The organism is Pseudomonas sp. NFACC39-1 (assembly GCF_900110355.1).
GTDB classification, from domain to species: domain Bacteria; phylum Pseudomonadota; class Gammaproteobacteria; order Pseudomonadales; family Pseudomonadaceae; genus Aquipseudomonas; species Aquipseudomonas tehranensis.
Genome location: NZ_FODL01000013.1, coordinates 75,679 through 100,401, shown reverse-complemented (window position 1 = coordinate 100,401; position 24,723 = coordinate 75,679). Strand labels below are relative to the sequence as shown.

At 63.1% G+C, this 24,723-nt stretch carries 11 protein-coding genes; 4 read left to right on the top strand and 7 right to left on the bottom strand.

Annotation, left to right across the window (positions count from 1 at the left end):
* Positions 1-57 precede the first annotated feature (57 nt).
* The 6 genes from BMY45_RS22790 to BMY45_RS22765 all read right to left on the bottom strand — a co-directional run bounded on the left by BMY45_RS22790 (position 58) and on the right by BMY45_RS22765 (position 7,781).
* Entirely contained in the window at positions 58-342 is a 285-nt protein-coding gene (locus BMY45_RS22790; RefSeq protein ID WP_047226402.1) for a pyrimidine/purine nucleoside phosphorylase, read from the bottom strand.
* Positions 343-437: 95 nt separating this feature from the next.
* On the bottom strand, positions 438-980 hold the full coding sequence (locus BMY45_RS22785) for a 3'-5' exonuclease (protein WP_047226403.1): 543 nt from the start codon (positions 978-980) through the stop codon (positions 438-440).
* A gap of 62 nt (positions 981-1,042) precedes the next feature.
* A complete protein-coding gene (locus BMY45_RS22780) occupies positions 1,043-3,013 on the bottom strand; it encodes an acetyl/propionyl/methylcrotonyl-CoA carboxylase subunit alpha (RefSeq protein WP_092401845.1) in 1,971 nt (656 codons plus the stop codon).
* Between the two features lie 115 nt (positions 3,014-3,128).
* The gene (atuD, locus tag BMY45_RS22775; RefSeq protein ID WP_092401842.1) at positions 3,129-4,286 is read right to left on the bottom strand and encodes a citronellyl-CoA dehydrogenase; all 1,158 of its coding nucleotides are present in this window, start codon (positions 4,284-4,286) and stop codon (positions 3,129-3,131) included.
* 45 nt (positions 4,287-4,331) lie between these two features.
* A complete protein-coding gene (gene atuC / locus BMY45_RS22770; RefSeq protein WP_092401839.1) occupies positions 4,332-5,948 on the bottom strand; it encodes a geranyl-CoA carboxylase subunit beta in 1,617 nt (538 codons plus the stop codon).
* Positions 5,949-5,990: 42 nt separating this feature from the next.
* Positions 5,991-7,781: an acyclic terpene utilization AtuA family protein gene (locus BMY45_RS22765; RefSeq protein ID WP_092401836.1), complete on the bottom strand. Its 1,791-nt coding sequence runs from the start codon at positions 7,779-7,781 to the stop codon at positions 5,991-5,993.
* A gap of 181 nt (positions 7,782-7,962) precedes the next feature.
* On the opposite strand from BMY45_RS22765, the gene BMY45_RS22760 reads away from it, so the two are divergent.
* The 3 genes from BMY45_RS22760 (at position 7,963) to BMY45_RS22750 (ending at position 10,575) form a co-directional block, all read left to right on the top strand.
* Positions 7,963-8,586, top strand: a complete 624-nt coding sequence (locus BMY45_RS22760; RefSeq protein WP_047226408.1) for a TetR/AcrR family transcriptional regulator — start codon at positions 7,963-7,965, stop codon at positions 8,584-8,586.
* 123 nt (positions 8,587-8,709) lie between these two features.
* Complete coding sequence (locus tag BMY45_RS22755) at positions 8,710-9,492, top strand: substrate-binding periplasmic protein (protein WP_177193381.1); 783 nt, start codon at positions 8,710-8,712, stop codon at positions 9,490-9,492.
* Positions 9,493-9,561: 69 nt separating this feature from the next.
* The gene (locus BMY45_RS22750; RefSeq protein WP_092401830.1) at positions 9,562-10,575 is read left to right on the top strand and encodes a GNAT family N-acetyltransferase; all 1,014 of its coding nucleotides are present in this window, start codon (positions 9,562-9,564) and stop codon (positions 10,573-10,575) included.
* 137 nt (positions 10,576-10,712) lie between these two features.
* Here the strand turns inward: BMY45_RS22750 and BMY45_RS22745 are convergent, their stop codons facing one another.
* Positions 10,713-11,261 (bottom strand): RNA polymerase factor sigma-70, encoded by a 549-nt coding sequence (locus tag BMY45_RS22745; RefSeq protein ID WP_092401827.1) that lies wholly within the window; start codon positions 11,259-11,261, stop codon positions 10,713-10,715.
* Positions 11,262-11,586: 325 nt separating this feature from the next.
* Between BMY45_RS22745 and BMY45_RS22740 the strand changes: the two genes are divergently transcribed.
* Positions 11,587-24,573: a non-ribosomal peptide synthetase gene (locus BMY45_RS22740; protein ID WP_092401824.1), complete on the top strand. Its 12,987-nt coding sequence runs from the start codon at positions 11,587-11,589 to the stop codon at positions 24,571-24,573.
* The last annotated feature ends 150 nt before the right edge of the window (positions 24,574-24,723 follow it).

The window sequence follows — 24,723 nt, the reverse complement described above, 5'->3', positions numbered from 1 at the left end:
TTCAGTCTTTTGGGGCTGCTGCGCAGCCCAGCGGGGATAAATCCCCTCGCCACAGACTCAGCCGCGGTATTCGCACAGGTAGGCGGTGTCGACGGCGACCTTGAGCTGGAACTTGCTATTGGCCGGTACATTGAACTGGCTGCCGGCCTCGAAGGTTTCCCAGTCGGTGCTGTCGGGCAGTTTCACGGTCAGGGCGCCGGAGACGACATGCATGATTTCCCGCTGGGCCGTGCCGAATTCGTATTCGCCCGCAGCCATGACGCCGATGGTCGCAGGGCCTTCGGCAGTGCCGAAAGCGATCGACTTGACGGTGCCGTCGAAGTACTCGTTGACTTTAAACATGGGCGATTCCTCGAAAAAAGGGGCTGGAAAAGGCCGGCCAGTATGCACAAGGCTGCAACGTTCGTCATCTGCCGCGCCGCCGTCGTGGCTCGCGTTCAGCCTGGGAGTACCAGGGGTAATAACCGCGCCGTATTGCGCGCATCTTCCAGGGCCCGGTGTTGTTGTCCGCAGAATTGCAGGCCGGCCAGTTGCAGCGCCCCGTTGAGCCCCAGCGGTCGCTCCAACCGGCGGGCTTTGGCGAAGCGCTGCTTGAGGTTCATGTGCGGCACCTGGCCGAGAAAACTGTGCAACCGCTGATGCTGCCATTCCTGAAGTAATTGCTTGCGGTCGTAATCGCCCCAACTGACCCAGCTCTCCAGGTTCGCGTGATACTGCGCCAGCCAGCGTTCGAACGCCGGCCAGACCTCGGTCAAAGGCGCGGCGCTGTCGATATTGGCCTGGGTGATATGGGTCAGCTCGCGACAGAAAGGTGTGAGCAAGGGACGCCTCAACGGCTTTACGAACCGCTGGAAGTGGTCCAGCTCGCGGCCATCCCGATTCACCAGCGTGGCGCCGATTTCGATAATTTCCATTTCGGTTACCGGCCAGCCACCTTCATCGGTGGTGGCCTCCAGATCAATCACCAGCCAGTGAGGCATCGCAAGGTTCCCGGTATCGGCGTGCTGATGGGTTTGAGCGTAGTCAAACCCTGCGCATCCGCCTAGTGCGCTGTTTCAACCTGCAATAATAACTGGCGGTTTTTCACCTGATCGCCTGGCTTGACTTGTAAGGTCCTGACCACTCCATCAATACCTGCCTTGAGTGGGTGCTCCATTTTCATCGCTTCGAGCACCATCAGTAGCTGTCCCTGGCGTACTGCCGTCCCTTCACTGACCAGTACTTCGACGATAGCGCCGTCCATTGGCGCCTTGAGGGAGCCATCGCTGAGGCTGGTCCTGGCGGTGATGGGGGCCTGGGTCCGATCCTGCAAATGCAGGCCGCCGGGGCGAGTGAACAGCCACAGGTCATTACCATCGAGGTGCCAGGCATGGCGTTGGCGAATGCCGTCGATCATCAGCGTTGCGCCGCACTGATCAGCTTCGAGCAACTTCAACTCGATCACACGCTCGGCTACCCGGATATGCAGCGTGCCGCCGGTTTCGGCGGTCAGGGTCAGGGGCCAGTCGCGCTCGCCCAGGCCAATGCGATAGCGCCGCACCGCGCCGCTGTTGTTGCTCCATCCTCCCAGGCCGGGCGCATGACGTGCATGCATGGACTGATAGAACAAGGCTGCGGCGATGGCGAGCTGCTCAGCCGAGGGGGCGTGGATCTGCAGGGCGGGATGATCGGCGAAATGTTGCTGGATGAAACCGGTGCCGAAATCTCCATCAATGAATTGTGGATGAGCCAACAACCCCGCCAGCAAGCGCTGATTGGCCTGCACACCCAGGAGCACGCAGTCCTCCACGGCTCGCAGCAATTTGCGTCGGGCCTCTTCACGGGTGGCGCCGTGGGCGATGACTTTGCCCAGCATCGGGTCGTAGAACGGGGTGATGGTCTGGCCTTCAAGCAAACCATGGTCGATGCGTACACCGTCGCGGATAGGGGGTTCCCAACTGAGCAAATGGCCGGTTTGCGGCAGAAAGTTCGCAGCCGGGTCTTCGGCATACAACCGTACTTCCATGGCATGACCACTGAACTGGACCTGGTTCTGGCGCAGGGGCAGTGGCAGGCCGGCGGCCACATCCAGTTGCCAGGCCACCAGGTCCAGTCCGGTGATCAGCTCGGTGACCGGATGTTCGACCTGTAGGCGCGTGTTCATCTCCAGAAAGTAAAAACCGCCGTCCGGGGCGAGCAAAAACTCCACGGTCCCGGCCCCCACATAATTGACCGCACGGCCAGCCTTGAGCGCGGCGTCACCCATGGCCTGGCGCAGATCGGCGGTCATGACCGGGCAGGGCGCTTCTTCAATGATTTTCTGGTGGCGTCGCTGGATCGAGCAGTCCCTTTCGCCCAAATGGAGCAGATTGCCGTGATGGTCACCGAAAATCTGGATTTCCACATGCCGCGGATTGATCAAGGCCTGTTCGAGGATCAACTCATCGTTGCCAAAACCATGCAGCGCCTCGGAGCGCGCGGTGCGTAACTGTTCTAGCAGGTCTCCATCCCGCCAAACCAGGCGCATACCTCGGCCACCACCGCCGGCGCTGGCCTTGATCATCAACGGATAGCCGATGCGGGCGGCTTCGCGAGTCAGCGTGTCGTCATCCTGGGCCGCGCCTTGGTAACCGGCGATGCACGGTACGCCGGCGGCGATCATGGCGATTTTCGAGCGGCGTTTACTGCCCATCAGGTCGATGGCGTCGGGGCTGGGGCCGATGAACACGATACCGGCCTCTTCGCAGGCCTTGGCGAACCCGGCGTTTTCCGAGAGCAAACCGTAGCCGGGGTGGATGGCGTCGGCGCCAGTACGCCGGGCGGCATCGAGGATGGCCGGCTGATTGAGGTAGGACTGTGGCACCGGTGCCGCGCCGATGAGTACCGCTTCATCGGCCATGCGCACATGCAGCGCGTCGGCGTCGGCCTCGCTGAACACTGCCACGGTGCGATAGCCCAGGGCCTGGGCGGTACGCTGGATCCGGCAGGCGATTTCACCGCGGTTGGCGATGAGGATCTTGCTGAAGGCGGGCATGGTGGTCATTCCTGGGTTTTTCGGTGGCTGTCAGGGCCTCATCGCGAGCAGGCTCGCTCCCACAATGGAGGGTCAACACAGTCAAATTTCGATGGCGGCCTGGCAGGCGACGTAGTCATTTTTTCTTGCCCGGCAAAATGCCCATGAGTTTGCAGATGATGCCCAGCATGATCTCGTCCGCACCGGCACCGATGGACACCAGTCGCACGTCGCGATACGCCCGCGCCACCGGGTTGTCCCACATGAAACCCATGCCGCCCCAGTATTGCAGGCAACTGTCGGTGACTTCCCGCGCCAGGCGCCCGGCCTTGAGCTTGGCCATGGACGCCAGCCGCGTCACATCCTGGCCGTTGATGTACTGCTCGGTGGCCTGGTAGACCAGCGCCCGCAGGCATTCGATTTCGCTGGCCAGTTCCGCCAGGCGAAAGTGGATCACCTGGTTGTCGATCAGGGCGGTGCCGAAGGTCTTGCGCTGCTTGCAGTACTCGACGGTGCTGTCGATGCAGTGCTCCAGCCCCTTGAGCATGTTCGCCGCGCCGAACAGGCGTTCTTCCTGGAACTGCAACATCTGCATCATGAATCCGGCACCTTCCTGACCCACGCGATTGCGTTGCGGCACCCGTACGTCGTCAAAGAACACCTGGGCGGTTTCCGAGCTGCGCATGCCGAGCTTGTCCAGGTGCCCGCCGAGGCTGATACCAGGGCTGTTCATCGGCACCATGATCAGTGATTTGTTGATGTGGGGCTTGTCGTCCGACGTGTTGGCCAGCAGGCACATGAAATCGGCGCTCGGTGAATTGGTGATCCACATCTTGCTGCCGTTGATGACGTAGTCATCGCCATCCTTGCGAGCCGTGGTCTTGAGCCCGGCGACATCAGAGCCGGCCCCGACTTCCGAGACGCCGATGCAACCGACCTGCTCACCGCTGATGGCCGGGCGCAAGAATGCTTCACGCAGCTCATCGGAGCCGAAACGCGCCAGGGCCGGGGTGCACATGTCGGTCTGCACGCCGATGGACATCGGCACACCGCCGCAATGAATGGTGCCGAACTCCTCGGCGGCGACGATCGAATAGCTGTAGTCCAGGCCCATGCCGCCGAACTGCTCCGGCTTGGATATACCCAGCAATCCCAGTTCACCGGCCTTGCGGAAAACCTCGTGGATGGGAAACCGTCCGGCCTTCTCCCATTCGTCGACATAGGGGTTTATCTGCTGGTCGACAAACTGGCGAACGGTGCGCCGCAGCGCTGCGTGTTCCTGGGTGAAGATCATTTTTATTGTTCTCCTGTGGGCAGCGATCAAAAGTCCTTCACACGTTCAGAAACGGGCCACACCGAAACTGTTGGGTTGCAGCGGCCGCAGCTCAGCCGCGTGGCAGATGTCCAGCAGGTAGCCTAGCAACGTGCGGGTGTCGCGCGGGTCGATGAGCCCGTCATCCCACAGGTTGGCGCTGCCGTATAGCGCAGTGGACTGGCTGTCGAGTGTCTGCGCGGTGGTTTGTTCGAGCAGGTCCAGCATCTTCGGGTCGGGGGTGAGGCCATTCTTGATCTGCGTCGCCTGCGTGACGATGCGCAAAACCTTGCCGGCCTGGGCACCACCCATCACCGCTGTGTGGCTGTTGGGCCAGGCGAAGATGAAGCGTGGGTCCAGCCCTCGGCCGCACATGGCGTAGTTGCCGGCGCCGTAGGAACCGCCCACTACGACCGTCAGCTTCGGCACCCGGGCGTTGGCCACGGCCTGGATCATCTTCGCCCCATGCTTGATCACGCCTTGTTGTTCCGACTCGGTGCCGACCATGAAGCCGGTGGTGTTGTGCAGGAACAGCAGCGGTGTGCGGCTCTGGTCGCACAGCTGGATGAACTGCGCGGCCTTGCTCGCGCCCTTGGGTGTGATCGGGCCGTTGTTGCCGATCAGGCCACAGGCATGGCCACGAATGCGCAGGTGGCCACAAATCGTCTGTTGATCGAACTCGCTTTTGAATTCCAGGAAGTCCGAACCGTCGGCGATACGGGCGACGATTTCCCGCACGTCATAGGGCTTTTTCGGGTCGTCGGGGATCAACCCCAGCAACTCATCGGCCGGGTAGAGCGGCTCTTTCCAGGTGCGTTCAGGCTGTGGCGGCTGTTGCTCGTTCCAGGGCAACAGGCTGACGATCTCCCGGGCCAGGCGTATGCCATCGGCGTCATTCTCGGCCAGGTATTCAGCGGTGCCGGCCACCTGCGCATGCATTTGCGCACCGCCCAGTTCTTCTTCCGTGGCGATTTCGCCAGTGGCGGCTTTGAGCAGCGGTGGCCCGGCCAGAAACAGCCGTGCTTTGTCGCGCACCACCACCACGTAATCCGAGAGCCCCGGCTGGTAGGCCCCGCCCGCCGTGGCCGAACCATGCACCACGGTAATCTGCGGCAAGCCCATGGCGGACATCCGCGCCTGATTGGCGAAGCTGCGCGCACCTTCGACAAAAATCTGCGCGGCATAGTTGAGATTGGCGCCGCCGCTTTCGGCCAAGGTGATGACCGGCAGTTTGTTCTCCATGGCGATCTGTTGCAGACGCAGGGTCTTGTTCAAGCCGCTGGGAGAGATGGTCCCACCCTTGATCGCGCTGTTGTTCGCCACCACCAATACCTGAGCGCCGGATACGTAGCCGATCCCCGCGATCAAGCCGCCACCGGCCTGGCTGCCATCTTTGTCGTCATGGAGTTTGTAGCCGGCCAGGCTCGCCAGTTCCAGGAACGGCGCGCCGGGGTCCAGCAGCAGGTTCAGACGCTCGCGCGGCAGCAGTTGGCCGCGTTGCTCGAACCTGGCCTGGGCCAGAGCGGCTTTCTCTAGCACCGCCTGTTCGATCTGACGCAGGTGTGCCACGCCAGCCAGCATGGCCGCGTGGTTGCGGGCGAAGTCGGCGCTGTGAGGGTCAAGGTGCGATTCGATGACTGGCATAAGTGTTCCTTGTGCTCGAACCGACGCTGTGGCGAGCGTCCTTTAATTGACCTGATCGGCGATGCTCTGTGGCACCGGTATCTGGATCTCCAGCAACTGCTGAGCGAACGCCTTGCCCTGCGGATCGATGCGCAGGCTGGCGACACCGCCCCCGCCAAGGGCATTTTCCAGCACGAAGTTCAGGCTGTGGGTGCCCGGCAGATACCAGCGCTCGACGCGCCCCAGCAGTGGGTCGAGCACGTGGCTCATCCAGTCAACCAACACCTGGGGCGTTAGCGCCTCGGCGATCCACGGCAAGTATTCGGGGGCCCGGGCGAGCACACCGATGTTGCTGTGGCTGCCCTTGTCGCCGGAGCGCGCCACCGCCAGTTTGACCAATGGCACGCTGGCGTCAGCCCGGCCCTGGGGTTTGGGCAGGTCGGGAGCGACCGGCAAGTCGCGGGTTTGCAGCGCTTCGACGGTGGGCAGCAGGCAAGGATGACTCTGCCCGTCGAGTTCGATGTCGAGCCGGCAAGCGGACTTGTCGATCAGGAACGAGAACAGGCGAATCAGCGGATACACCGTCGGGCGGCCACCCATCAGGCCGGTCAGCCCCGGCACCATGCCGGTGGCGGCCTGGGCGATCTCCCTGGAAAACAGCACCAGCGGCTGTTTGTCGGGGTGGCGCACCGCCAGTTTGATCACCACTTCGCGGCTGTCCTGGCGCCGGCCGTGCTGGCCGTAAGTCGCTTCGCTGCCCAGCAGCTCGATGTTCACCTCGCTGTAGGGTGCCCAGCCGCGCGAACTGAACAACTGCGAAGTCCTGGCGATGATCGCCTGGCTGACCCGTTCGGCCTTGGCCACCGCATCGATGCCGGCGATCAGGCACAGGGCAGTGCAGCGAAAACCATCGGCCCAGGTGGCGCAGACCTTGTATTGATCGGTGGGCGGCAAGCCCTTGGCGCCTTGGACGCGCACGGCGTGCTTGCCTTGCTGGATCAACCTGACCTGGCTGAAGTCGCAGATCACGTCCGGCAAGAGATAGCCTTGGGGATCGCCGATTTCATAGAGCAGTTGTTCCCCGACCGTCAGCGGCGTGACCAGCCCGCCGGTGCCTTCGGCCTTGGTGACGATGAATTGGCCGTCGGCGCTGACTTCAACGATGGGAAAACCGATGTGCTCGTAATCCGGTACCTCCCGCCAGTCGGTGAAATTACCGCCTGTGCATTGGGCCCCGCACTCAATGAGGTGCCCGGCCAATGCGGCTTGGGCCAGTTTGTCGTAGTCGTGCCAGGCCCAACCAAACTCATGCACCAGGGCCGCGCTGACCACGGCGCTGTCGACCACCCGGCCGGTGATCACGATGTCGGCTCCCAGATGCAAGGCCTCGACAATGCCGGGGGCACCCAGGTAAGCGTTGGTGGACACGCACACCGTCGGTAGGGGCGCACCGCTGAACATCTCGGCAATGCCCTGGCTGGCGAGCTGTTCGAATCGCGGTTGCAGGTCGTCTCCCAGCAGCACCGCGATCTTCAAGGGCACGCCGGCCTTGTCGCAAGCCGCTTGTAGAGCGGCGGCGCAGGCCTGGGGGTTGACCCCGCCAGCATTGCTGATGACGCGGATCTTGCGTTCCTGCAAACGATGAAGCAGCGGTGAGAGCACTTCGATGAAGTCCGTGGCATAACCGCCCCGAGGGTCTTTCATGCGCGCGGCAGCCATGATCGACATCGTGACCTCGGCCAGGTAATCGAACACCAGGTAGTCCAGTTCAGCGCCTTCGACCAGTTGCGCCGCAGCGGTACAGGTATCGCCCCAGAAGGCGCTGGCACAACCGATACGTATCGTTTTTGGCATGGTGCTCCCTCCGGCCGACGTCGCCCGAGACTACCAAGCAAGCGCTTGGTTTGTAAACGGCCGCCAGTTCTTCGATCCAAGCGCTTGCTTGGGTGCCCCGGCCAGCTTAAATTGCCCGCGCCACCTCGTCGGTTCCGCAAGCGTGGCCCGACGTTGATCGATCGACTGTAGGAGAGAATGGGTGGATGAGCAAAAAGCCCTGAACGTGATGCGTGAGCTGGTCGATAACGGGCAACTGACCGATCCTGACAGCGCTCGCGGCAAACTGCTCCAGACCGCCGCCCATCTGTTTCGCAACAAAGGGTTCGAGCGCACCACGGTGCGCGACCTGGCGAGCGCGGTGGGCATTCAGTCGGGCAGCATCTTTCATCATTTCAAAAGCAAGGATGAGATCCTGCGGGCGGTGATGGAGGAGACCATTCGCTACAACACGGCGTTGATGCGCGCGGCGCTGGCCGAGGCCGATAGCGTGCGCGAGCGGGTCCTGGCGCTGATCCGCTGCGAGTTGCAGTCGATCATGGGCGGCAGCGGCGAGGCGATGGCGGTGCTGGTCTACGAATGGCGCTCGTTGTCCGAGCAAGGGCAAAGACAGGTGCTGGCTTTGCGTGATATTTATGAGGCCCTGTGGCTTGAGGTTCTTGGGCAGGCCAAGGACGCGGGGTATATTCGGGGCGACGTGTTCATCACCCGTCGTTTCCTGACCGGCGCCCTGTCCTGGACCACCACTTGGTTTCGCGCCGAGGGCAGCCTGAGTCTTGATGAGTTGGCCGAGCAAGCCTTGATTCTGGTGCTTGAAGAAAAATAAAAAGAGGCAGCAATGCCGCTGAGTGGTCGCCTTGCGTGCCCTGCGTGATGTGCATTGAGATGCCTGGTTGGATTCACTGATGATTAATTTTCTGGGGAGTGAGGTGTCTTGACGTTTTCAACGATGGGGATAGCCTCGCGCGTCTTGCTCGCTGCGTTGATTGCAGTGTTCGCGTTGCCGGCCACGGCTGCGCAACTGGTCCGGATTGGCGCAGCGCATTTTCCGCCCTACACGATACGCCCCGAAACTGGCGCCGATACCGGTTTGCTGCCGCAGTTGGTCGAGGCCTTGAACCGGTCCCAAAGCGATTATCAATTCGTGCTGGTTCCGACGTCGATTCCGCGCCGTTTCAATGATTTCAAGCAGGGGCGGGTCGACATGGCCATTTTCGAGAACCCGGACTGGGGCTGGAAGGATGTGCCTCATACTGCGGTAGACATGGGCCTGGAAGACGCGGAAATCTTCGTAGCCCAGCGTCAACCGGATCGTCAGCAAGACTATTTCTCTGATCTGCGGGGCAAGCGCCTGGCGCTGTTCAGCGGCTACCACTACGCCTTTGCCGAATTCAACGCCGACCCCAAGTTCCTGACCGGCCAATACAACGCCACGCTGACGTATTCCCATGACAGCAACCTGCTGATGGTCTTGCGCGGGCGTGCGGACATTGCGCTGGTCACCCGTTCGTACCTCATCGATTACGTGTTGCGCAATCCAGACGTCGCCCCCCAATTGCTGATATCCGAACGTATCGATCAGATTTACCACCATTACGCGCTGATCCGCCCCCAGGCGCCGATCTCTGGCGAAGCGTTCGATCGGCTGCTGCAAAAGCTGCGGGACGACGGGCAGATGCTGGCGATTTTCCAGCCCTACCAGATACAGCTGGTGCCAGCCCACGATCATTGAACAGGGCACTAAATTTCCCTGCCTGGCTCACGTCACACGTTGACTACCGACGACTACGTGAGCCCCGCCATGTCCCACCTCAAGCACCCGACGACGCTGCCTTTACCCGGTGGTCGCCGTCTCGGCGCCGATGAAACCGAACACCACCTGAGCCTGATGCTTGAGGGCGCGCCGCTGATCCGGCTGCGCTTGGAGCGGGGTACCGAGCTACATGTGCATTTGCAGGAAATCAATGATCGGCCCGTAGGCCCGGCGCTTTGGGCGGCCTGCTATTGGCTGTTCGCCCGCGATCCTGAATGCCGGCGCCTGACTTGGCATCTGCCCGAGCGCCCCGGTGAAGCCTTGCTCAGCGGACTGCTGACGCCCGGCGAGTGCGCCGATGAGTACATCTGCGAGCGCACTCTGTTCTGGCAACTGCCGCAACCCTGGTTGGGGGAGTCGTTCAACGGCAGCTATCCGCAACAGATGATCATCACCGATGGCAAGCGTCATCCGCGCCGGCCCATGAAGCCGCGAGGCGAGGTGTATCGGCGCTTCGATGCGCGCCTGGGGGCCTGGGTGTCCTTGCGCACCCTGGAAATCGAACAGGACCTGACGCGCTTCAACCGCTGGCAGAACAGCCCACGGGTGGCGAGTTTCTGGCAGGAGGAGGGCAGCCTGGAACAGCATCGCGAGTATCTGAGCACACTGCAGCGCGATCCCCGGGTGCTGACCTTGATCGGTTGTTTCGACGACCAGCCTTTCGCCTACTTCGAAGCCTATTGGGCCAAGGAGGATCGGATCGCGCCGTTCTACGACGTGCACAATTATGATCGCGGCATTCACATGCTGGTGGGCGAAGAGCAGCACCGTGGCCCGCACAAGGTGGCGAGCTGGCTGTCGGCGCTGGTGCACTACCTGTTTCTCGACGACCCGCGCACCCAACGCGTGGTGGCCGAACCCCGAGCCGACAACGCCCGAATGATCGGTCATCTGCACAACCAGTGTTTCCACTGTGAAAAGGAATTCGATTTCCCCCACAAGCGCGCGGCGCTGATGATTCTGGGGCGTGAGCGGTTTTTTGATCGGTGTGGGTTGATGTAAGAGGTTAAATCCTCAAGGCCTTATCGCGAGCAGGCTCGCTCCCACAGGGATTTGTGGTGAACACAGACTTCGTGAACACCCAGATCCATTGTGGGAGCGAGCCTGCTCGCGATGAGGCCCGCAAAATCACGGCACTGTTACCGCCGGGCGAATGTATCCCCACGAATCCCTGACACCTTGCGGCAATGTACCAGAGCGTCGCGGATCATGAAGTTCACCAGGGTCGGCGAGACCCCCAGCTCCTTGGCGATATCCTTCTGTGGCACACCGTGCAGGCGGTACATCTCGAAGGCATAACGGGTGCGGCTGGGCAGTTCAGTGAGCGCGTCGGCGATGTGCTCCAGCGTCGAGAAATTGATGTGTGACGTTTCTGGCGAAGCCCCCTGGATCACCACATTCAACCCTTCCTCTTCCGGCCCCGAGTATTTCTGTTCCAGCGCCTGCTTGCGGTAATGGTCGATCGCCAGGTTGCGCACGATCTGAAACAGGTAGCTGAGCTGAGCCTTGAAGGACGAGGTGATCTGAGGCGCCGATTGCAGCCGGAAAAACGCATCCTGCACCACGTCTTCTGCCCGGGACCGGCAACCGGTGATTCGTGCTGCGATCTTGACCAGGATCATCCGGTTATCCACGAATGCCTGAAGTAACGGTGAGTCGCACCTGCTTGTGGATACTTGTTCCGTCATGGAATTCACCTTGCTGCAAAAAGTTAGCAGGACGACGGCTCTGTCCGACTCGTCCTGCATATCGAGCGACAAATTAGGCTGAATGATAATGATTGTCAATTGAGAAGAAGAATTATTGATGCTGAAAAGTCCAGCGCGAGAACTGCGACCCGTTGCCACGGTGTTCTGCCTGTCAGCGGGTCTGGAACAAGAGGTTGCTGACTAATTATTTGCCGACGGTATCCGTTCTCAGGGATGAAGGTTTCGGGCGGCAGTCCCGATGCCGCACCGCATTCCGCAGGCCACCAGATACCACTAGCAAGCCGAATTTCAGGCAGGAAACCTCATGACCGACGCGTTCGAACTCCCCAGCACCCTGGCTCATGCCCTTCAGCGCCGCGCCGCGTTGTCGCCGGACCGTGTGGCCTTGCGCTTCCTTGCCGACGCCCCGGAGCAAAGTGTGGTGCTGAGTTATCGCGACCTGGACCTGCGTGCCCGGACCATCGCCGCCGCCTTGCAGGCCGAAGCCGCGTTCGGCGACCGTGCGGTACTGCTGTTTCCCAGTGGTCCGGACTACGTCGCGGCGTTTTTTGGCTGCCTGTACGCGGGTGTGATCGCCGTGCCGGCCTACCCGCCGGAGTCCGCCCGACGCCATCACCAGGAGCGCCTGCTGTCGATCATTGCCGATGCCGAGCCGCGCCTGCTGCTCACCCGCAGCGATCTGCGCGAGCCGCTGCAAGCCATCGAGTCAGCCCCTCCCGTGCTGTGCGTCGATACCCTTGATCCGGCCCGCGCCGGGCAATGGCTGCAACCGAATCTTCAGGACCATGACATTGCTTTCCTGCAATACACCTCCGGCTCCACCGCGTTGCCCAAGGGTGTGCAAGTGAGCCATGGCAACCTGGTGGCCAACGAATTATTGATCCGCCACGGTTTCGGCATCGATCTGCACCCTGACGACGTGATCGTCAGCTGGCTGCCGCTGTACCACGACATGGGCCTGATCGGTGGCCTGTTGCAGCCAGTTTTCAGCGGTGTGCCCTGTGTGCTGATGTCGCCCGCGTACTTTCTGGCCCGGCCATTGCGCTGGCTGGAGGCGATCAGTGAATACGGTGGCACCATCAGCGGCGGCCCGGACTTCGCCTATCGGCTGTGCAGCGAGCGGGTCAGTGAATCGGCGCTCAAGCGCCTCGACCTGAGCGGCTGGCGCGTGGCTTATTCAGGCTCCGAGCCGATCCGTCTCGACAGCCTGGAACGCTTTGCCGAGAAATTCGCGCCGTGCGGCTTCACGCCGGACAGTTTCATGGCGTCCTATGGCCTGGCCGAAGCCACGTTGTTCGTCGCGGGCACGCCACGCAGTCAAGGCATCCCGGCGTTGCGGATGGACGACACGGCCCTGGCGCACAACCGTGCCGAGCCAGGGCAGGGCAGTACGGTGATGAGTTGCGGCGTGAGTCAGCCTGGGCATGCGGTGCTGATCGTCGAGCCCAACACGTTGCAGCCGCTGACCGACAACCGGGTCGGCGAAGTCTGGGCCTGCGGGCCGAGCATTGCCCATGGCTACTGGCGAAACCCTGAGGCCAGCGCCACGACATTCGTCCAGCACGCTGGCCGCACCTGGCTGCGCACTGGCGACTTGGGTTTCCTGCGTGACGGTGAGCTGTTCATTACCGGCCGCCTGAAGGACCTGCTGATCGTGCGCGGTCATAACCTCTACCCCCAGGACATCGAGCAAACCATCGAACGGGAAGTGGAGCTGGTGCGCAAAGGCCGGGTGGCGGCGTTCGCGGTCAACAATGGCGGCGAGGAGGGCATCGGCATCGCGGCGGAAATCAGCCGCAGCGTGCAGAAGATCCTGCCACCCGAAGCGTTGATCAAAGCTATTCGCCAGGCGGTGGCCGAAGCCTGTCAGCAAGCGCCGAGCGTGGTGGTGCTGCTCAATCCGGGCGCGTTGCCCAAGACCTCCAGCGGCAAGTTGCAACGCTCGGCCTGTCGGACCCGATTGGCCGACGGCAGTCTCGACAGTTATGCGCTGTTCCCGTCAGTCGAGGTTGAAGCAGGCCCAGATGCTCGCTCGTCATCGCCGTTGCAAACATTGATCGGCCAAGTCTGGTGCGAGCAGTTGCAGATTGAACACGTCCAGGGCGACGATCATTTCTTCCTGTTGGGCGGTAACTCCATCGCCGCCACTCAAGTGGTCGCGCGGCTGCAAGAAAGGCTGGGGCTCGCGCTGAATCTGCGCGTGTTGTTCGAAGCGCCGACCCTCGCAGCGTTCACGGCAGCGGTGGCGAATCAGCAGTTGGCAGGTGGCGAGGCCCAAGGCGTGATCAGCCCGTTGCCGCGCCACGAAGCGTTGCCGCAATCCCTTGCCCAGAATCGTTTGTGGATCACTTGGCAACTGGATCTGGCCAGCCGCGCCTACAACATTCCCGGCGGCTTGCACCTGCGTGGTGAGTTGAACGAGGAAGCGTTGCGCTGCAGTTTCCAGCAGTTGCTCGAACGCCACGAAGCCCTGCGCACACGATTTTTGGAGCGCGAGGGTGTCGCTCTGCAACAGATCGACCCGGCCGCTGAACTCGAACTGCGAGTGATCGACCTCGGCGACCTGCCCGCCGACCAGCGCGAAGTCCGGGCGCGCCAGGTTCGAGACGATGAAGCCACGATGCCGTTCGATTTGCAGGAGGGCCCACTGTGGCGCGTCACTTTGCTGCGCCTCGATGAGACTGATCATCAGTTGCTGGTCACGCTGCACCACATCATTGCCGACGGCTGGTCGATGAACGTGCTGATCGATGAGTTCTCGCGGTTATACGCGGCTGCATGCCAAGGGCAGGTCGCCGCCCTGGTGCCGTTACCGTTGCAGTACGCCGACTACGGCAGTTGGCAGCGCCAGTGGTTGGCTCAAGGGGAGGCCGAGCGGCAACTGGCCTACTGGAAACAGCAACTGGGCGACGAACATCCGAGCCTGGCCCTGGGCACGGACCATCCCCGCAGCGCTCAGCATCGGCGCAGCGCCGCACGCCATAGTCTGCGTCTGGACAAAGACCTCGGTGATGCCTTGCGCCAAGTGGCCCAAGCCCACGACGCCACCTTATTCATGCTGCTGCTGGCCGCCTTCCAAGCGCTGTTGCAGCGTTACACCGGCCAGTCTGACATCCGCATCGGCGTGCCCAACGCCAACCGTCCGCGCTTGGAGACCCAGGGGCTGATCGGCTTTTTCATCAATACCCAGGTGCTGCGTGCTCAGGTCGATCCGCGTCAGTCGTTCGCCGCGTTGCTGGCCCAAGCCCGGGAGACTACGTTGGGCGCCCAGGCCCATCAGGACCTGCCGTTCGAACAACTGCTCGAAGCGTTCCCCCAGGTTCGCGAACAAGGTCTGTTCCAGGTGATGTTCAACCATCAGCAGCGTGACCTCAGCGCCTTGCGCCGCTTGCCGGGGCTGTTGGCCGACGAACTGCCCTGGCACAGCCGCGAAGCCAAGTTCGACTTGCAGCTGCATAGCGAGGAGGATCGCAACGGACGGCTGACACTCTCATTCGACTACGCCGACGAACTGTTCGAGGCGGCGACCATCGCGCGGTTGGCCGGGCATTTGTGCAACCTGCTGCGCGCCGTCTGCGCTAATCCGCAACACGCCATCGGCGATGTGCCGTTGCTGAGCGTTGATGAGCATGCGCAACAGCAGCGGTGGAGCGCGGCGCCCTGCGCGCCGGCCACACAGTGGTTGCCGGAGCTGTTGAACGAACAGGCCCGGCTTACGCCGCAACGCACTGCGCTGCGGTGGGACGATGGCCGCCTGGACTACGCCGAGTTGCACGCCCAGGCCAACCGCCTGGCCCATTACCTGCGCGACAAAGGTGTCGGCCCGGACGTGTGCGTGGCGATTGCCGCCGAGCGTTCGCCGCAGTTGCTCATCGGTGTGCTGGCGATCCTCAAGGCCGGTGGCGCCTACGTGCCGCTGGATGCCGATTACCCGGCCGAGCGCCTGGCCTACATGCTCAAGGACAGCGGCGTCGATCTGTTGCTGACCCAAACCGCATTGCTTGAACGCTTGCCCCTCTGCGAGGGCGTCAGCGTCATTGCCATGGACGCCTTGCATTTGGAGCAATGGCCGAGCAATCCGCCGGGCCTGCATCTGCACGGTGATCAACTGGCTTACGTGATTTACACCTCCGGCTCCACCGGCCAGCCCAAAGGCGTCGGCAACACCCACGCGGCTTTGGCCGAGCGCCTGCAATGGATGCAGGCCACTTACGTCCTGGATGAATCCGATGTGCTGATGCAAAAAGCGCCGATCAGCTTCGACGTGTCGGTGTGGGAATGCTTCTGGCCGCTGATCACCGGCTGCCAATTGGTGTTGGCCGGACCCGGCGAACACCGTGACCCGCACCGCATCGCGCAGTTGGTCCAACAATTTGGCGTGACCACGCTGCACTTTGTGCCGCCGCTGCTCAGCCTGTTTATCGACGAACCCCTGAGCGCCCGCTGCACCAGCCTGCGCCGGGTATTCTGCGGGGGTGAAGCGTTGCCCGCCGAACTGCGCAACCGCGTGCTGGCGCAACTGCCGTCGGCGCAATTGCACAACCGTTATGGCCCGACCGAAACCGCCATCAACGTCACCCACTGGCATTGCAGCGTCGCCGACGGCGAGCGCTCGCCCATCGGCCGGCCGCTGGGCAATGTGTTGTGTCGTGTGCTCGACAGTGAACTCAACCCGGTGCCGGCCGGTGTGCCGGGTGAATTGTGCATTGGCGGCCTGGGGCTGGCGCGGGGTTACCTCGGGCGTCCGGGTTTGAGCGCCGAGCGTTTTATCGCCGACCCGCTGGGCGTGGCGGGCACGCGGCTGTATCGCACCGGTGACCGGGCGCGCTGGAGCGCCGATGGCGTGATCGAATACCTTGGCCGTCTCGACCAGCAGGTCAAGCTGCGCGGCTTTCGGGTCGAGCCGCAGGAAATCGAAGCGCGGCTGCTGGCCCAGGACGGCGTGGCCCAAGTGGCGGTGTTGGTACGCGAGACCTCGGCCGGCCCGCAACTGATCGGCTATTACACCGCTTGCGATGTTACGCACGATCAGGACCTCGAAAACGCCCGACTCCACGCCGCCCTGGCCGCCGAACTGCCGGACTACATGGTGCCCGCGCAATTGCTGCGCCTGGACGCCATGCCCCTGACCCCCAGCGGCAAACTCGACCGTCGTGCCTTGCCCGAACCGCAATGGCAGGTGCGTGAACACGTCGAGCCGGTCAGTGCCCTTGAGCAACAGGTCGCTGGCATCTGGCGCGACGTGCTGGGGCTCGACCGCATCGGTCTGCGGGACGACTTTTTTGCCTTGGGCGGCCATTCGCTGCTGGCGACCCAGATCATTTCCCGCACCCGCCAGGCCTGTGACATCGAGCTGCCGTTGCGGACCTTGTTCGAGGCCAGTGAGCTGGGTGCGTTCGCCGAACAGGTGCGCTTGATTCAGGCCAGCGGCCAGACCAACCGGCAACCGCCGATCGAGAAAGTCGATCGTAGCCAACCGGTGCCGTTGTCTTATTCCCAACAGCGCATGTGGTTCCTCTGGCAGATGGAGCCCGACAGCCCGGCCTACAACGTCGGCGGCATGGCACGGTTGCGGGGGGTGCTGGATGTCGGGCGTTTCGAAGCAGCGTTGCAGGCGTTGGTCCTGCGCCATGAAACCCTGCGCACTACCTTCCCCAGCGTCGACGGCGTGCCCCGGCAACAGGTGCACGCCGCTACCGGCCTTCGCATGGACTGGCAGGATTTCTCGATGCTCGCCGCCGATATTCGCCAACAGCAGGTGCAGCAACTGGCCGACAGCGAAGCGCACAAACCCTTTGACCTGGAAACCGGGCCACTGCTGCGGGTCTGTCTGGTCAAGACCGCCGAGCAGGAGCATTACCTGGTGCTGACCCTGCACCACATCGTCACTGAAGGCTGGGCAATGGATATTTTTGCCCGGGAACTGAGTGCGCTGTACGAGGCCTTTATCGACGACCGCGAATCGCCACTGGAACCGTTGCCGGTGCAGTACCTGGACTACAGCGTCTGGCAGCGCCAGTGGCTGGAGGCTGGCGAGCGCCAACGGCAACTGGACTACTGGACCGCGCAACTGGGGCGCGAACACCCGTTGCTGGAGTTGCCGGGCGACCGTCCGCGTCCGCCGGTGCAAAGCCATCGCGGCGAATTGTTCCGCTTCGACCTCAGTGATGACCTCGCCGCCCGGGTCCGCGCCTTCAACGCGCAACAGGGCTTGACCCTGTTCATGACCATGACCGCTGCCCTGGCCGTGCTGCTCTACCGCTACAGCGGCCAGACCGACCTGCGCATCGGCGCGCCGGTGGCTAACCGCATCCGCCCGGAAAGCGAAGGGCTGATCGGTGCGTTCCTCAACACCCAGGTGCTGCGCTGCCAGCTCGATGGGCAGATGTCAGTCGGCGAGTTGTTCGAGCAGGTGCGTCATACGGTGATCGAAGGCCAGTCCCATCAGGATTTGCCGTTCGATCATCTGGTCGAAGCCCTGCAACCACCGCGCAGTGCCGCATACAACCCGCTGTTCCAGGTGATGTGCAACGTGCAGCGCTGGGAGTTTCAGCAGAGCCGCACGCTGGCCGGGATGAGCGTCGAATACCTGGCCAACGACGCCCGGGCCACCAAGTTCGACCTGAATCTGGAAGTCACTGACCTGGACCATCGCCTGGGTTGCTGCCTGACCTACAGCACCGACCTGTTCGACGAACCGCGCATCGCCCGCATGGCCGGGCACTGGCGCAATCTGCTGGAGGCTCTGCTGGCCGATCCGACCCAACGGCTGAGCGAGTTGCCGTTGCTCGATGCCCGCGAGCAGCAACAGATGCTCGACAGCCTCGGCGTTGAACCCGGTGAACACCGCCTGGATCAATGCATCCAGCAACTGTTCAGCGAACAGGCCCTGGCCCGCGCCGACGCACCGGCCCTGACCTTTGCCGGGCAAACCCTGAGCTACGCCGAACTCGAATGCCGCGCCAACCGCCTGGCCTGGATGTTGCGCGAGCGCGGTGTCGGGCCGCAGGTGCGGGTGGGCCTGGCGCTGGAGCGGTCGCTGGAGATGGTCGTCGGCCTGTTGGCGATCCTCAAGGCTGGCGGCGCCTACGTGCCGCTGGACCCGGAATACCCGCTGGACCGTTTGCATTACATGATCGAAGACAGTGGCCTGGGTTTGCTGCTCAGCGACCGGGCGATGTTCCAGGCCTTGGGCCCATTGCCGGCCGGTGTAGAGGGCTGGTGCCTGGAGGACGACAGCGCGGCCCTGGCCGGCTATTCGGACCAGGCACCACCGATGATCAACCTGCCGCAGCATCAGGCCTACTTGATCTACACCTCAGGCTCCACCGGCAAGCCCAAGGGCGTGGTGGTGTCCCACGGTGAAATCGCCATGCACTGTCAGGCGGTGATCCAGCGTTTCGGCATGCGCCCGGACGATTGCGAACTGCATTTCTATTCCATCAACTTCGACGCCGCCACCGAGCGCCTGCTGGTGCCGCTGCTCAGCGGTGCCCAGGTGGTGCTGCGTGCGCAAGGGCAGTGGGACGCCGAGCAAATCTGCGGGCTGATTCGCGAGCACCGTATCAACATCCTCGGTTTTACCCCCAGCTACGGCAGCCAGTTGGCGCAATGGCTGGCGACCCAGGGACAAACCCTGCCGGTGCGCATGTGCATCACCGGTGGCGAAGCCCTGACCGGCGAGCATTTGCAGCGTATCCGGGCGGCGTTCCAGCCGAGCCTGTTCTTCAACGCCTATGGCCCGACCGAAACCGTGGTCATGCCACTGGCGAGCCTGGCCCCTGAACAGCTGGAAGAGGGTGCGGCGAGCGTGCCGATTGGCAGCGTGATCGGCGCCCGGGTGGCCTATATCCTCGATGCCGACCTGGCTCTGGTGCCCCAAGGCGCCACCGGGGAGTTGTACGTAGGCGGCGCGGGATTGGCCCAGGGCTATCACCAGCGTCCGGGCATGACCGCCGAGCGCTTTGTCGCCGATCCGTTTGCCGTCAATGGCGGACGGCTGTACCGCACCGGTGACCTGGTGCGCCAGCGCGTCGATGGTCAGGTGGAGTATTTGGGGCGGATCGACCATCAAGTGAAGATCCGCGGTTTCCGCATCGAACTGGGGGAAATCGAAACCCGCCTGCTGGAACATGACGCCGTGCGCGAGGCGGTGGTATTGGCGCTCGATATGCCAGGCGGCAAGCAACTGGCCGGCTACCTGGTAACCGACGGCGTTGAACAGGACACCGAGCAACAAGCGGCCCTGCGCGAAGCGCTGAAAAATCACCTCAAGGCCCAACTGCCGGACTACATGGTGCCCACCCACCTGATCCTGCTGGCGAGCATGCCGCTGACCGCCAATGGCAAGCTCGACCGGCGTGCCTTGCCGATGCCGGATCCTGAACTCAATCGCCAACATTACCTGGCCCCGAGCAGTGCCTTGGAGCGGACCCTGGCGGCGATCTGGTGCGACGTACTGAACGTGAAGCAGGTTGGGCTGAACGACAACTTCTTCGAACTGGGTGGCGACTCGATCCTGTCCATTCAGGTGGTCAGCCGTGCCCGGCAACAGGGCATTCATTTCACGCCCCGCGACCTGTTCCAGCACCAGACCGTGCAGGCCCTGGCCGGTGTGGCCAGCCACAGTCAGCCAGTGAGCGCCGAGCAGGGGCTGCTCGCCGGTGAGTCGGCGTTGACGCCGATCCAGCATTGGTTCTTCGAGAGCAGGATTGCCAACCGTCATCACTGGAACCAGGCGTTGCTGCTGGAACCGGCCATCACCCTGCAACCGTCCGTGCTGGAACAGGCACTGCGCAGCGTTTTCCAACAGCACGATGCGTTGCGCCTGGGTTTTGCCGAAATGGCCGGGCATTGGCGCGCCGAGCACCGACCATTGTCCGAAGCGGCGCTGTTGCGGCAGGTGGACGTGGAGAGTGAGAAGGCCTGTGAAACGCTGTTTGCCCAGACGCAGCGCAGTCTGAATCTGTCGAGCGGGCCTTTGCTGCGCGCGGTGCTGGCGCAGTTGCCCGATGGCCGCCAACGTCTGCTGATCGTGATCCATCATCTGGTCGTTGATGGCGTGTCGTGGCGGGTATTGATGGATGACCTGCAAACGCTCTACCGCCAGATCAGCGCCGGGCATACCGCAGAACTGCCGGCCAAGACCAGCCCGTTCCGGGATTGGGCCGCGCGCTTGCAGGCCTACGCCGGCAGCGAGTCCCTGCGCGAGGAACTGGGTTGGTGGCAAGCGTGCTTGAGCGGCCCGGAGGTGGCGCTGCCCTGCGCCCATCCTGACGGTGGGCGTGAGGAGCGTCACGCCCAGACCGTCAGCGTGCGCTTGGACGCCGAGCGCACCGGGCAACTGCTGCAACAGGCACCGCGTGCCTACCGCACCCAGGTCAACGACCTGCTGCTCACCGCGCTGGCCCGGGTGCTGTGTCGCTGGAGCGGCCACGAGTCGGCATTGATCCAGCTCGAAGGCCACGGCCGCGAGGCGCTGTTCGATGACATCGACCTGACTCGTACGGTGGGTTGGTTCACCAGCGTTTATCCACTGCGCCTGAGCCCGTCGGGTGAAGACTTTGGCACCTCGATCAAGGCCATCAAGGAACAACTGCGCACGGTGCCCCACAAGGGTCTCGGTTACGGCGTGCTGCGCTACCTGGCTGACGCCGCGACGCGCCAGGCGATGGCCGGCCTGCCGCACGCAGCGATCACCTTCAACTATCTGGGGCAGCTCGATCAGACCCTGGGTCACGACGCGCTGTTCCAGCCGCTGGACGCGGCGTTGGGCGCGATCCACGACCCCGACGCGCCGCTGCCCAACGAGCTGAGTGTCGACAGTCAGGTCAGCGGCGGTGAGCTGGTGCTGCGCTGGACGTTCAGCGCCGAGCGGCACGATCGCCAGGCCATCGCTGCGCTGGCCGATGCTTACCTGGATGAGCTGCTGGGCCTGATCGAGCATTGCCTGACGGACGCGGCGGGCGGCTTGACGCCCTCGGACTTCCCCTTGGCGAAACTGACCCAGGCCCAACTCGACAGCCTGCCGGTGCCGGCCGCGCAGATCGAAGACGTCTACCCGCTGACGCCGATGCAGGAGGGCATGCTGCTGCACACATTGCTGGAGCCGGGCACGGGCCTGTACTACATGCAGGATCGCTACCGCATCAACAGCGAACTGGACCCGCAACGTTTCGCCCAGGCCTGGCAGGCGGTCATCGCCCGTCATGAAGCCTTGCGCGCGTCCTTCTGCTGGAACGTCGGCGAAGACATGCTGCAAATCATCCACAAGCCCGGCAGCACGCCGGTGGATTATCTCGATTGGTGTGAAGTACCCCAGGACGAGCAGGAAGCCAAACTCCAGGCATTGCTCAAAAGCGAGCGCGAGGCCGGTTTCGATCTCTTGAACCAGGCCCCGTTCCACTTGCGCCTGATCCGGGTGAGCGCGGCGCGTTACTGGTTCATGATGAGCAACCATCACATCCTGATCGATGCCTGGTGCCGTTCGTTGCTGATGGAGGATTTCTTCGAGATCTACACGGCCCTTGGCGAACACCGCGAACCGCGACTGGCCGAGCCGCCGCGTTATCGCGACTACATCGGCTGGTTACAACACCAGAGCCTGGCCGAAGCGCGGCAGTGGTGGACGCGTAACCTGCAAGGTTTCGAACGGACCACGCCGATCCCCACCGACCGGCCGTTGCTGCGTGAACACGCCGGTGACAGCGGCGGCATGATGGTCGGTGACTGCTACACCCGCCTCGAGGCCCGCGACGGTGCGCGACTGCGGGAACTGGCCCAGGCTCATCAACTGACGGTCAACACCTTCGCTCAGGCCGCATGGGCGCTGGTGCTGCGGCGGGTGAGCGGCGATAGGGACGTGCTCTTCGGCGTCACCGTAGCCGGGCGCCCGGTGGAACTGCCGCAAATGCAACGCACCGTCGGCCTGTTCATCAACAGCATCGCCTTGCGCGTGCGGATGCCCGACGATCATCAGCGTTGCAGTGTGCGCCAATGGCTCGGTGCGTTGCTCGACAGCAATATGCAACTGCGCGAGTACGAATACCTGCCATTGGTGAGCATCCAGGAAGTCAGCGAGCTGCCCAAGGGGCAACCGTTGTTCGACAGTCTGTTCGTGTTTGAGAACGCGCCGGTGGAGGTGTCGGTACTGGATCGCGCCCAAAGCCTCAACGCCACCTCGGACTCGGGCCGCACTCACACCAACTTCCCGCTCACGGCGGTCTGCTATCCGGGGGATGACCTGGGGCTGCATCTGTCCTACGACCAGCGCTACTTCGATGAATCCACTGTTCAGGGCTTGCTGGGTGAGTTCAAGCGCTTGCTGCTGGCACTGATGGAAGGCTTCCACGGGGACATGGCCGAGCTGCCACTGATTGGCGCCGAGGAGCAGGACTTCCTGATCCAAGGCTGCAACCAGAGCGAGCGTGCCTATGCGCTGGAGCAAAGTTATGTCGAGCTGTTCGAGGCCCAGGTCGCGGCACATCCGCAACGGGTGGCCGCCACCTGCCTGGACAGGACGTACAGCTACGCCGAGTTGAATGCACGGAGCAACCGCCTCGGCCATGCCTTGATCGCGTCCGGCGTCGGCCTCGACCAACCAGTGGCGTTGCTGGCCGAGCGCGACCTGGACCTGCTGGGCATGATCATCGGCAGCTTCAAGGCCGGTGCCGGTTACCTGCCGCTGGACCCGGGCCTGCCGAGTCAGCGTCTGAGCCGCATCATTGAGCTGAGCCGCACGCCGTTGCTGGTCTGCACCCAGGCCTGTCATGCCCAGGCGCTGGCGCTGCTGGACGAGTTCGCCTGCTCCGGGCGGCCGAAGTTGCTGGTGTGGGAAAGCGTCCAGGCCAGCGATGTTTCGCAGCACAACCCCGGCCTCTACAGCGGCCCGGACAACCTGGCGTACGTGATCTACACCTCGGGCTCCACCGGGTTGCCCAAAGGCGTCATGGTGGAACAACGCGGCATGCTCAACAATCAGCTCAGCAAGGTGCCGTACCTGGCCTTGAGCGAGACGGACGTGATCGCCCAGACCGCCTCCCAGAGTTTCGACATTTCCGTGTGGCAGTTCCTCGCCGCGCCGTTGTTCGGCGCCCGGGTGGACATCGTGCCCAACGTGATCGCCCATGACCCGCAAGGGCTGCTCGAACATGTGCAACGCCAGGCAATCACGGTGCTGGAAAGCGTGCCGTCACTGATCCAGGGCATGCTCGCCCAGGAACGCATCGGCCTGGACGGCCTGCGCTGGATGCTGCCCACTGGTGAGGCGATGCCGCCGGAGCTGGCCCATCAATGGTTGTTGCGCTACCCGGACATCGGCCTGGTAAACGCCTACGGCCCGGCGGAATGCTCCGATGACGTAGCGTTCTTCCGGGTCGACATGGCCTCGACCCGTGGCAGCTACTTGCCGATTGGTACGCCCACCGACAACAACCGTTTGTACGTGCTCGATGGTGCGCTGGACCTGGTACCGCTGGGTGCTGTGGGCGAGTTGTGCGTGGCGGGCGCTGGGGTAGGGCGCGGTTACGTCAGTGACCCATTGCGCACGGCCCCGGTGTTTGTGCCCAACCCGTTGGGCGCGCCAGGGGAGCGTTTGTACCGCACTGGCGACCTGGCGCGGCGGCGTCGCGACGGCGTGCTGGAGTACGTCGGACGCATCGATCATCAGGTGAAGATTCGTGGTTACCGCATCGAACTGGGGGAAATCGAAGCGCGGTTGCATGAACAGCCCGAGGTGCGCGATGGGGCGGTGGGGGTGCAGGAAGGCGCCAACGGTAAGCATCTGGTGGGGTATCTGGTCGCAGCCGACTCGGCGCTGAACCCGACCGAACGCCTGGAGCGCATCAAGCAGCGCCTACGCGCCGAACTTCCGGAATACATGGTGCCGCTGCACTGGCTGTGGCTTGAGCGCTTGCCCCTCAACGCCAACGGCAAGCTCGACCGCAAGGCCTTGCCGGCCTTGGAAATCGGCCAGTTGCAAAGCCAGGACTACCAGGCGCCAGGTAATGCACTGGAGCAGACCTTGGCGGACATCTGGGCCCAGGTGCTCAAGGTCGAGCGGGTGGGTGTGCGAGACAATTTCTTCGAACTGGGCGGCCATTCGTTACTGGCGACGCAAATCGCCTCGCGGGTGCAAAAGGCCCTGCAACGCAATGTGCCGCTGCGGGCGATGTTCGAGTGCAGCACGGTGCAGGAACTGGCCGAATACATCGATGGGCTGGCGGCGAGCGAAATCACCGAGGAGAAGGTGGATCGGTTGAATGATTTGATGGCGCAATTGGAAGGATTGTAGTTCTGCGGCGTCTATAGAGGCCCCATCGCGAGCAGGCTCGCTCTCACAATGGATTTGTGATCGACGCAAATCCCCTGTGGGAGCGAGCCTGCTCGCGATGGCGGCATGACTAACACCGCAAAGCCCAAGGTTGACGCCTCGCCCTGTACG

Excerpts from the sequence above, each read along its gene's own strand:
- BMY45_RS22790 (WP_047226402.1), bottom strand. The coding sequence starts at position 342 with ATGTTTAAAGTCAACGAGTACTTCGACGGCACCGTCAAGTCGATCGCT.
- BMY45_RS22785 (WP_047226403.1), bottom strand. The coding sequence starts at position 980 with ATGCCTCACTGGCTGGTGATTGATCTGGAGGCCACCACCGATGAAGGT.
- BMY45_RS22780 (WP_092401845.1), bottom strand. The coding sequence starts at position 3,013 with ATGCCCGCCTTCAGCAAGATCCTCATCGCCAACCGCGGTGAAATCGCC.
- atuD (WP_092401842.1), bottom strand. The coding sequence starts at position 4,286 with ATGATCTTCACCCAGGAACACGCAGCGCTGCGGCGCACCGTTCGCCAG.
- atuC (WP_092401839.1), bottom strand. The coding sequence starts at position 5,948 with ATGCCAGTCATCGAATCGCACCTTGACCCTCACAGCGCCGACTTCGCC.
- BMY45_RS22765 (WP_092401836.1), bottom strand. The coding sequence starts at position 7,781 with ATGCCAAAAACGATACGTATCGGTTGTGCCAGCGCCTTCTGGGGCGAT.
- BMY45_RS22755 (WP_177193381.1), top strand. The coding sequence starts at position 8,710 with ATGGGGATAGCCTCGCGCGTCTTGCTCGCTGCGTTGATTGCAGTGTTC.
- BMY45_RS22750 (WP_092401830.1), top strand. The coding sequence starts at position 9,562 with ATGTCCCACCTCAAGCACCCGACGACGCTGCCTTTACCCGGTGGTCGC.
- BMY45_RS22745 (WP_092401827.1), bottom strand. The coding sequence starts at position 11,261 with ATGACGGAACAAGTATCCACAAGCAGGTGCGACTCACCGTTACTTCAG.
- BMY45_RS22740 (WP_092401824.1), top strand. The coding sequence starts at position 11,587 with ATGACCGACGCGTTCGAACTCCCCAGCACCCTGGCTCATGCCCTTCAG.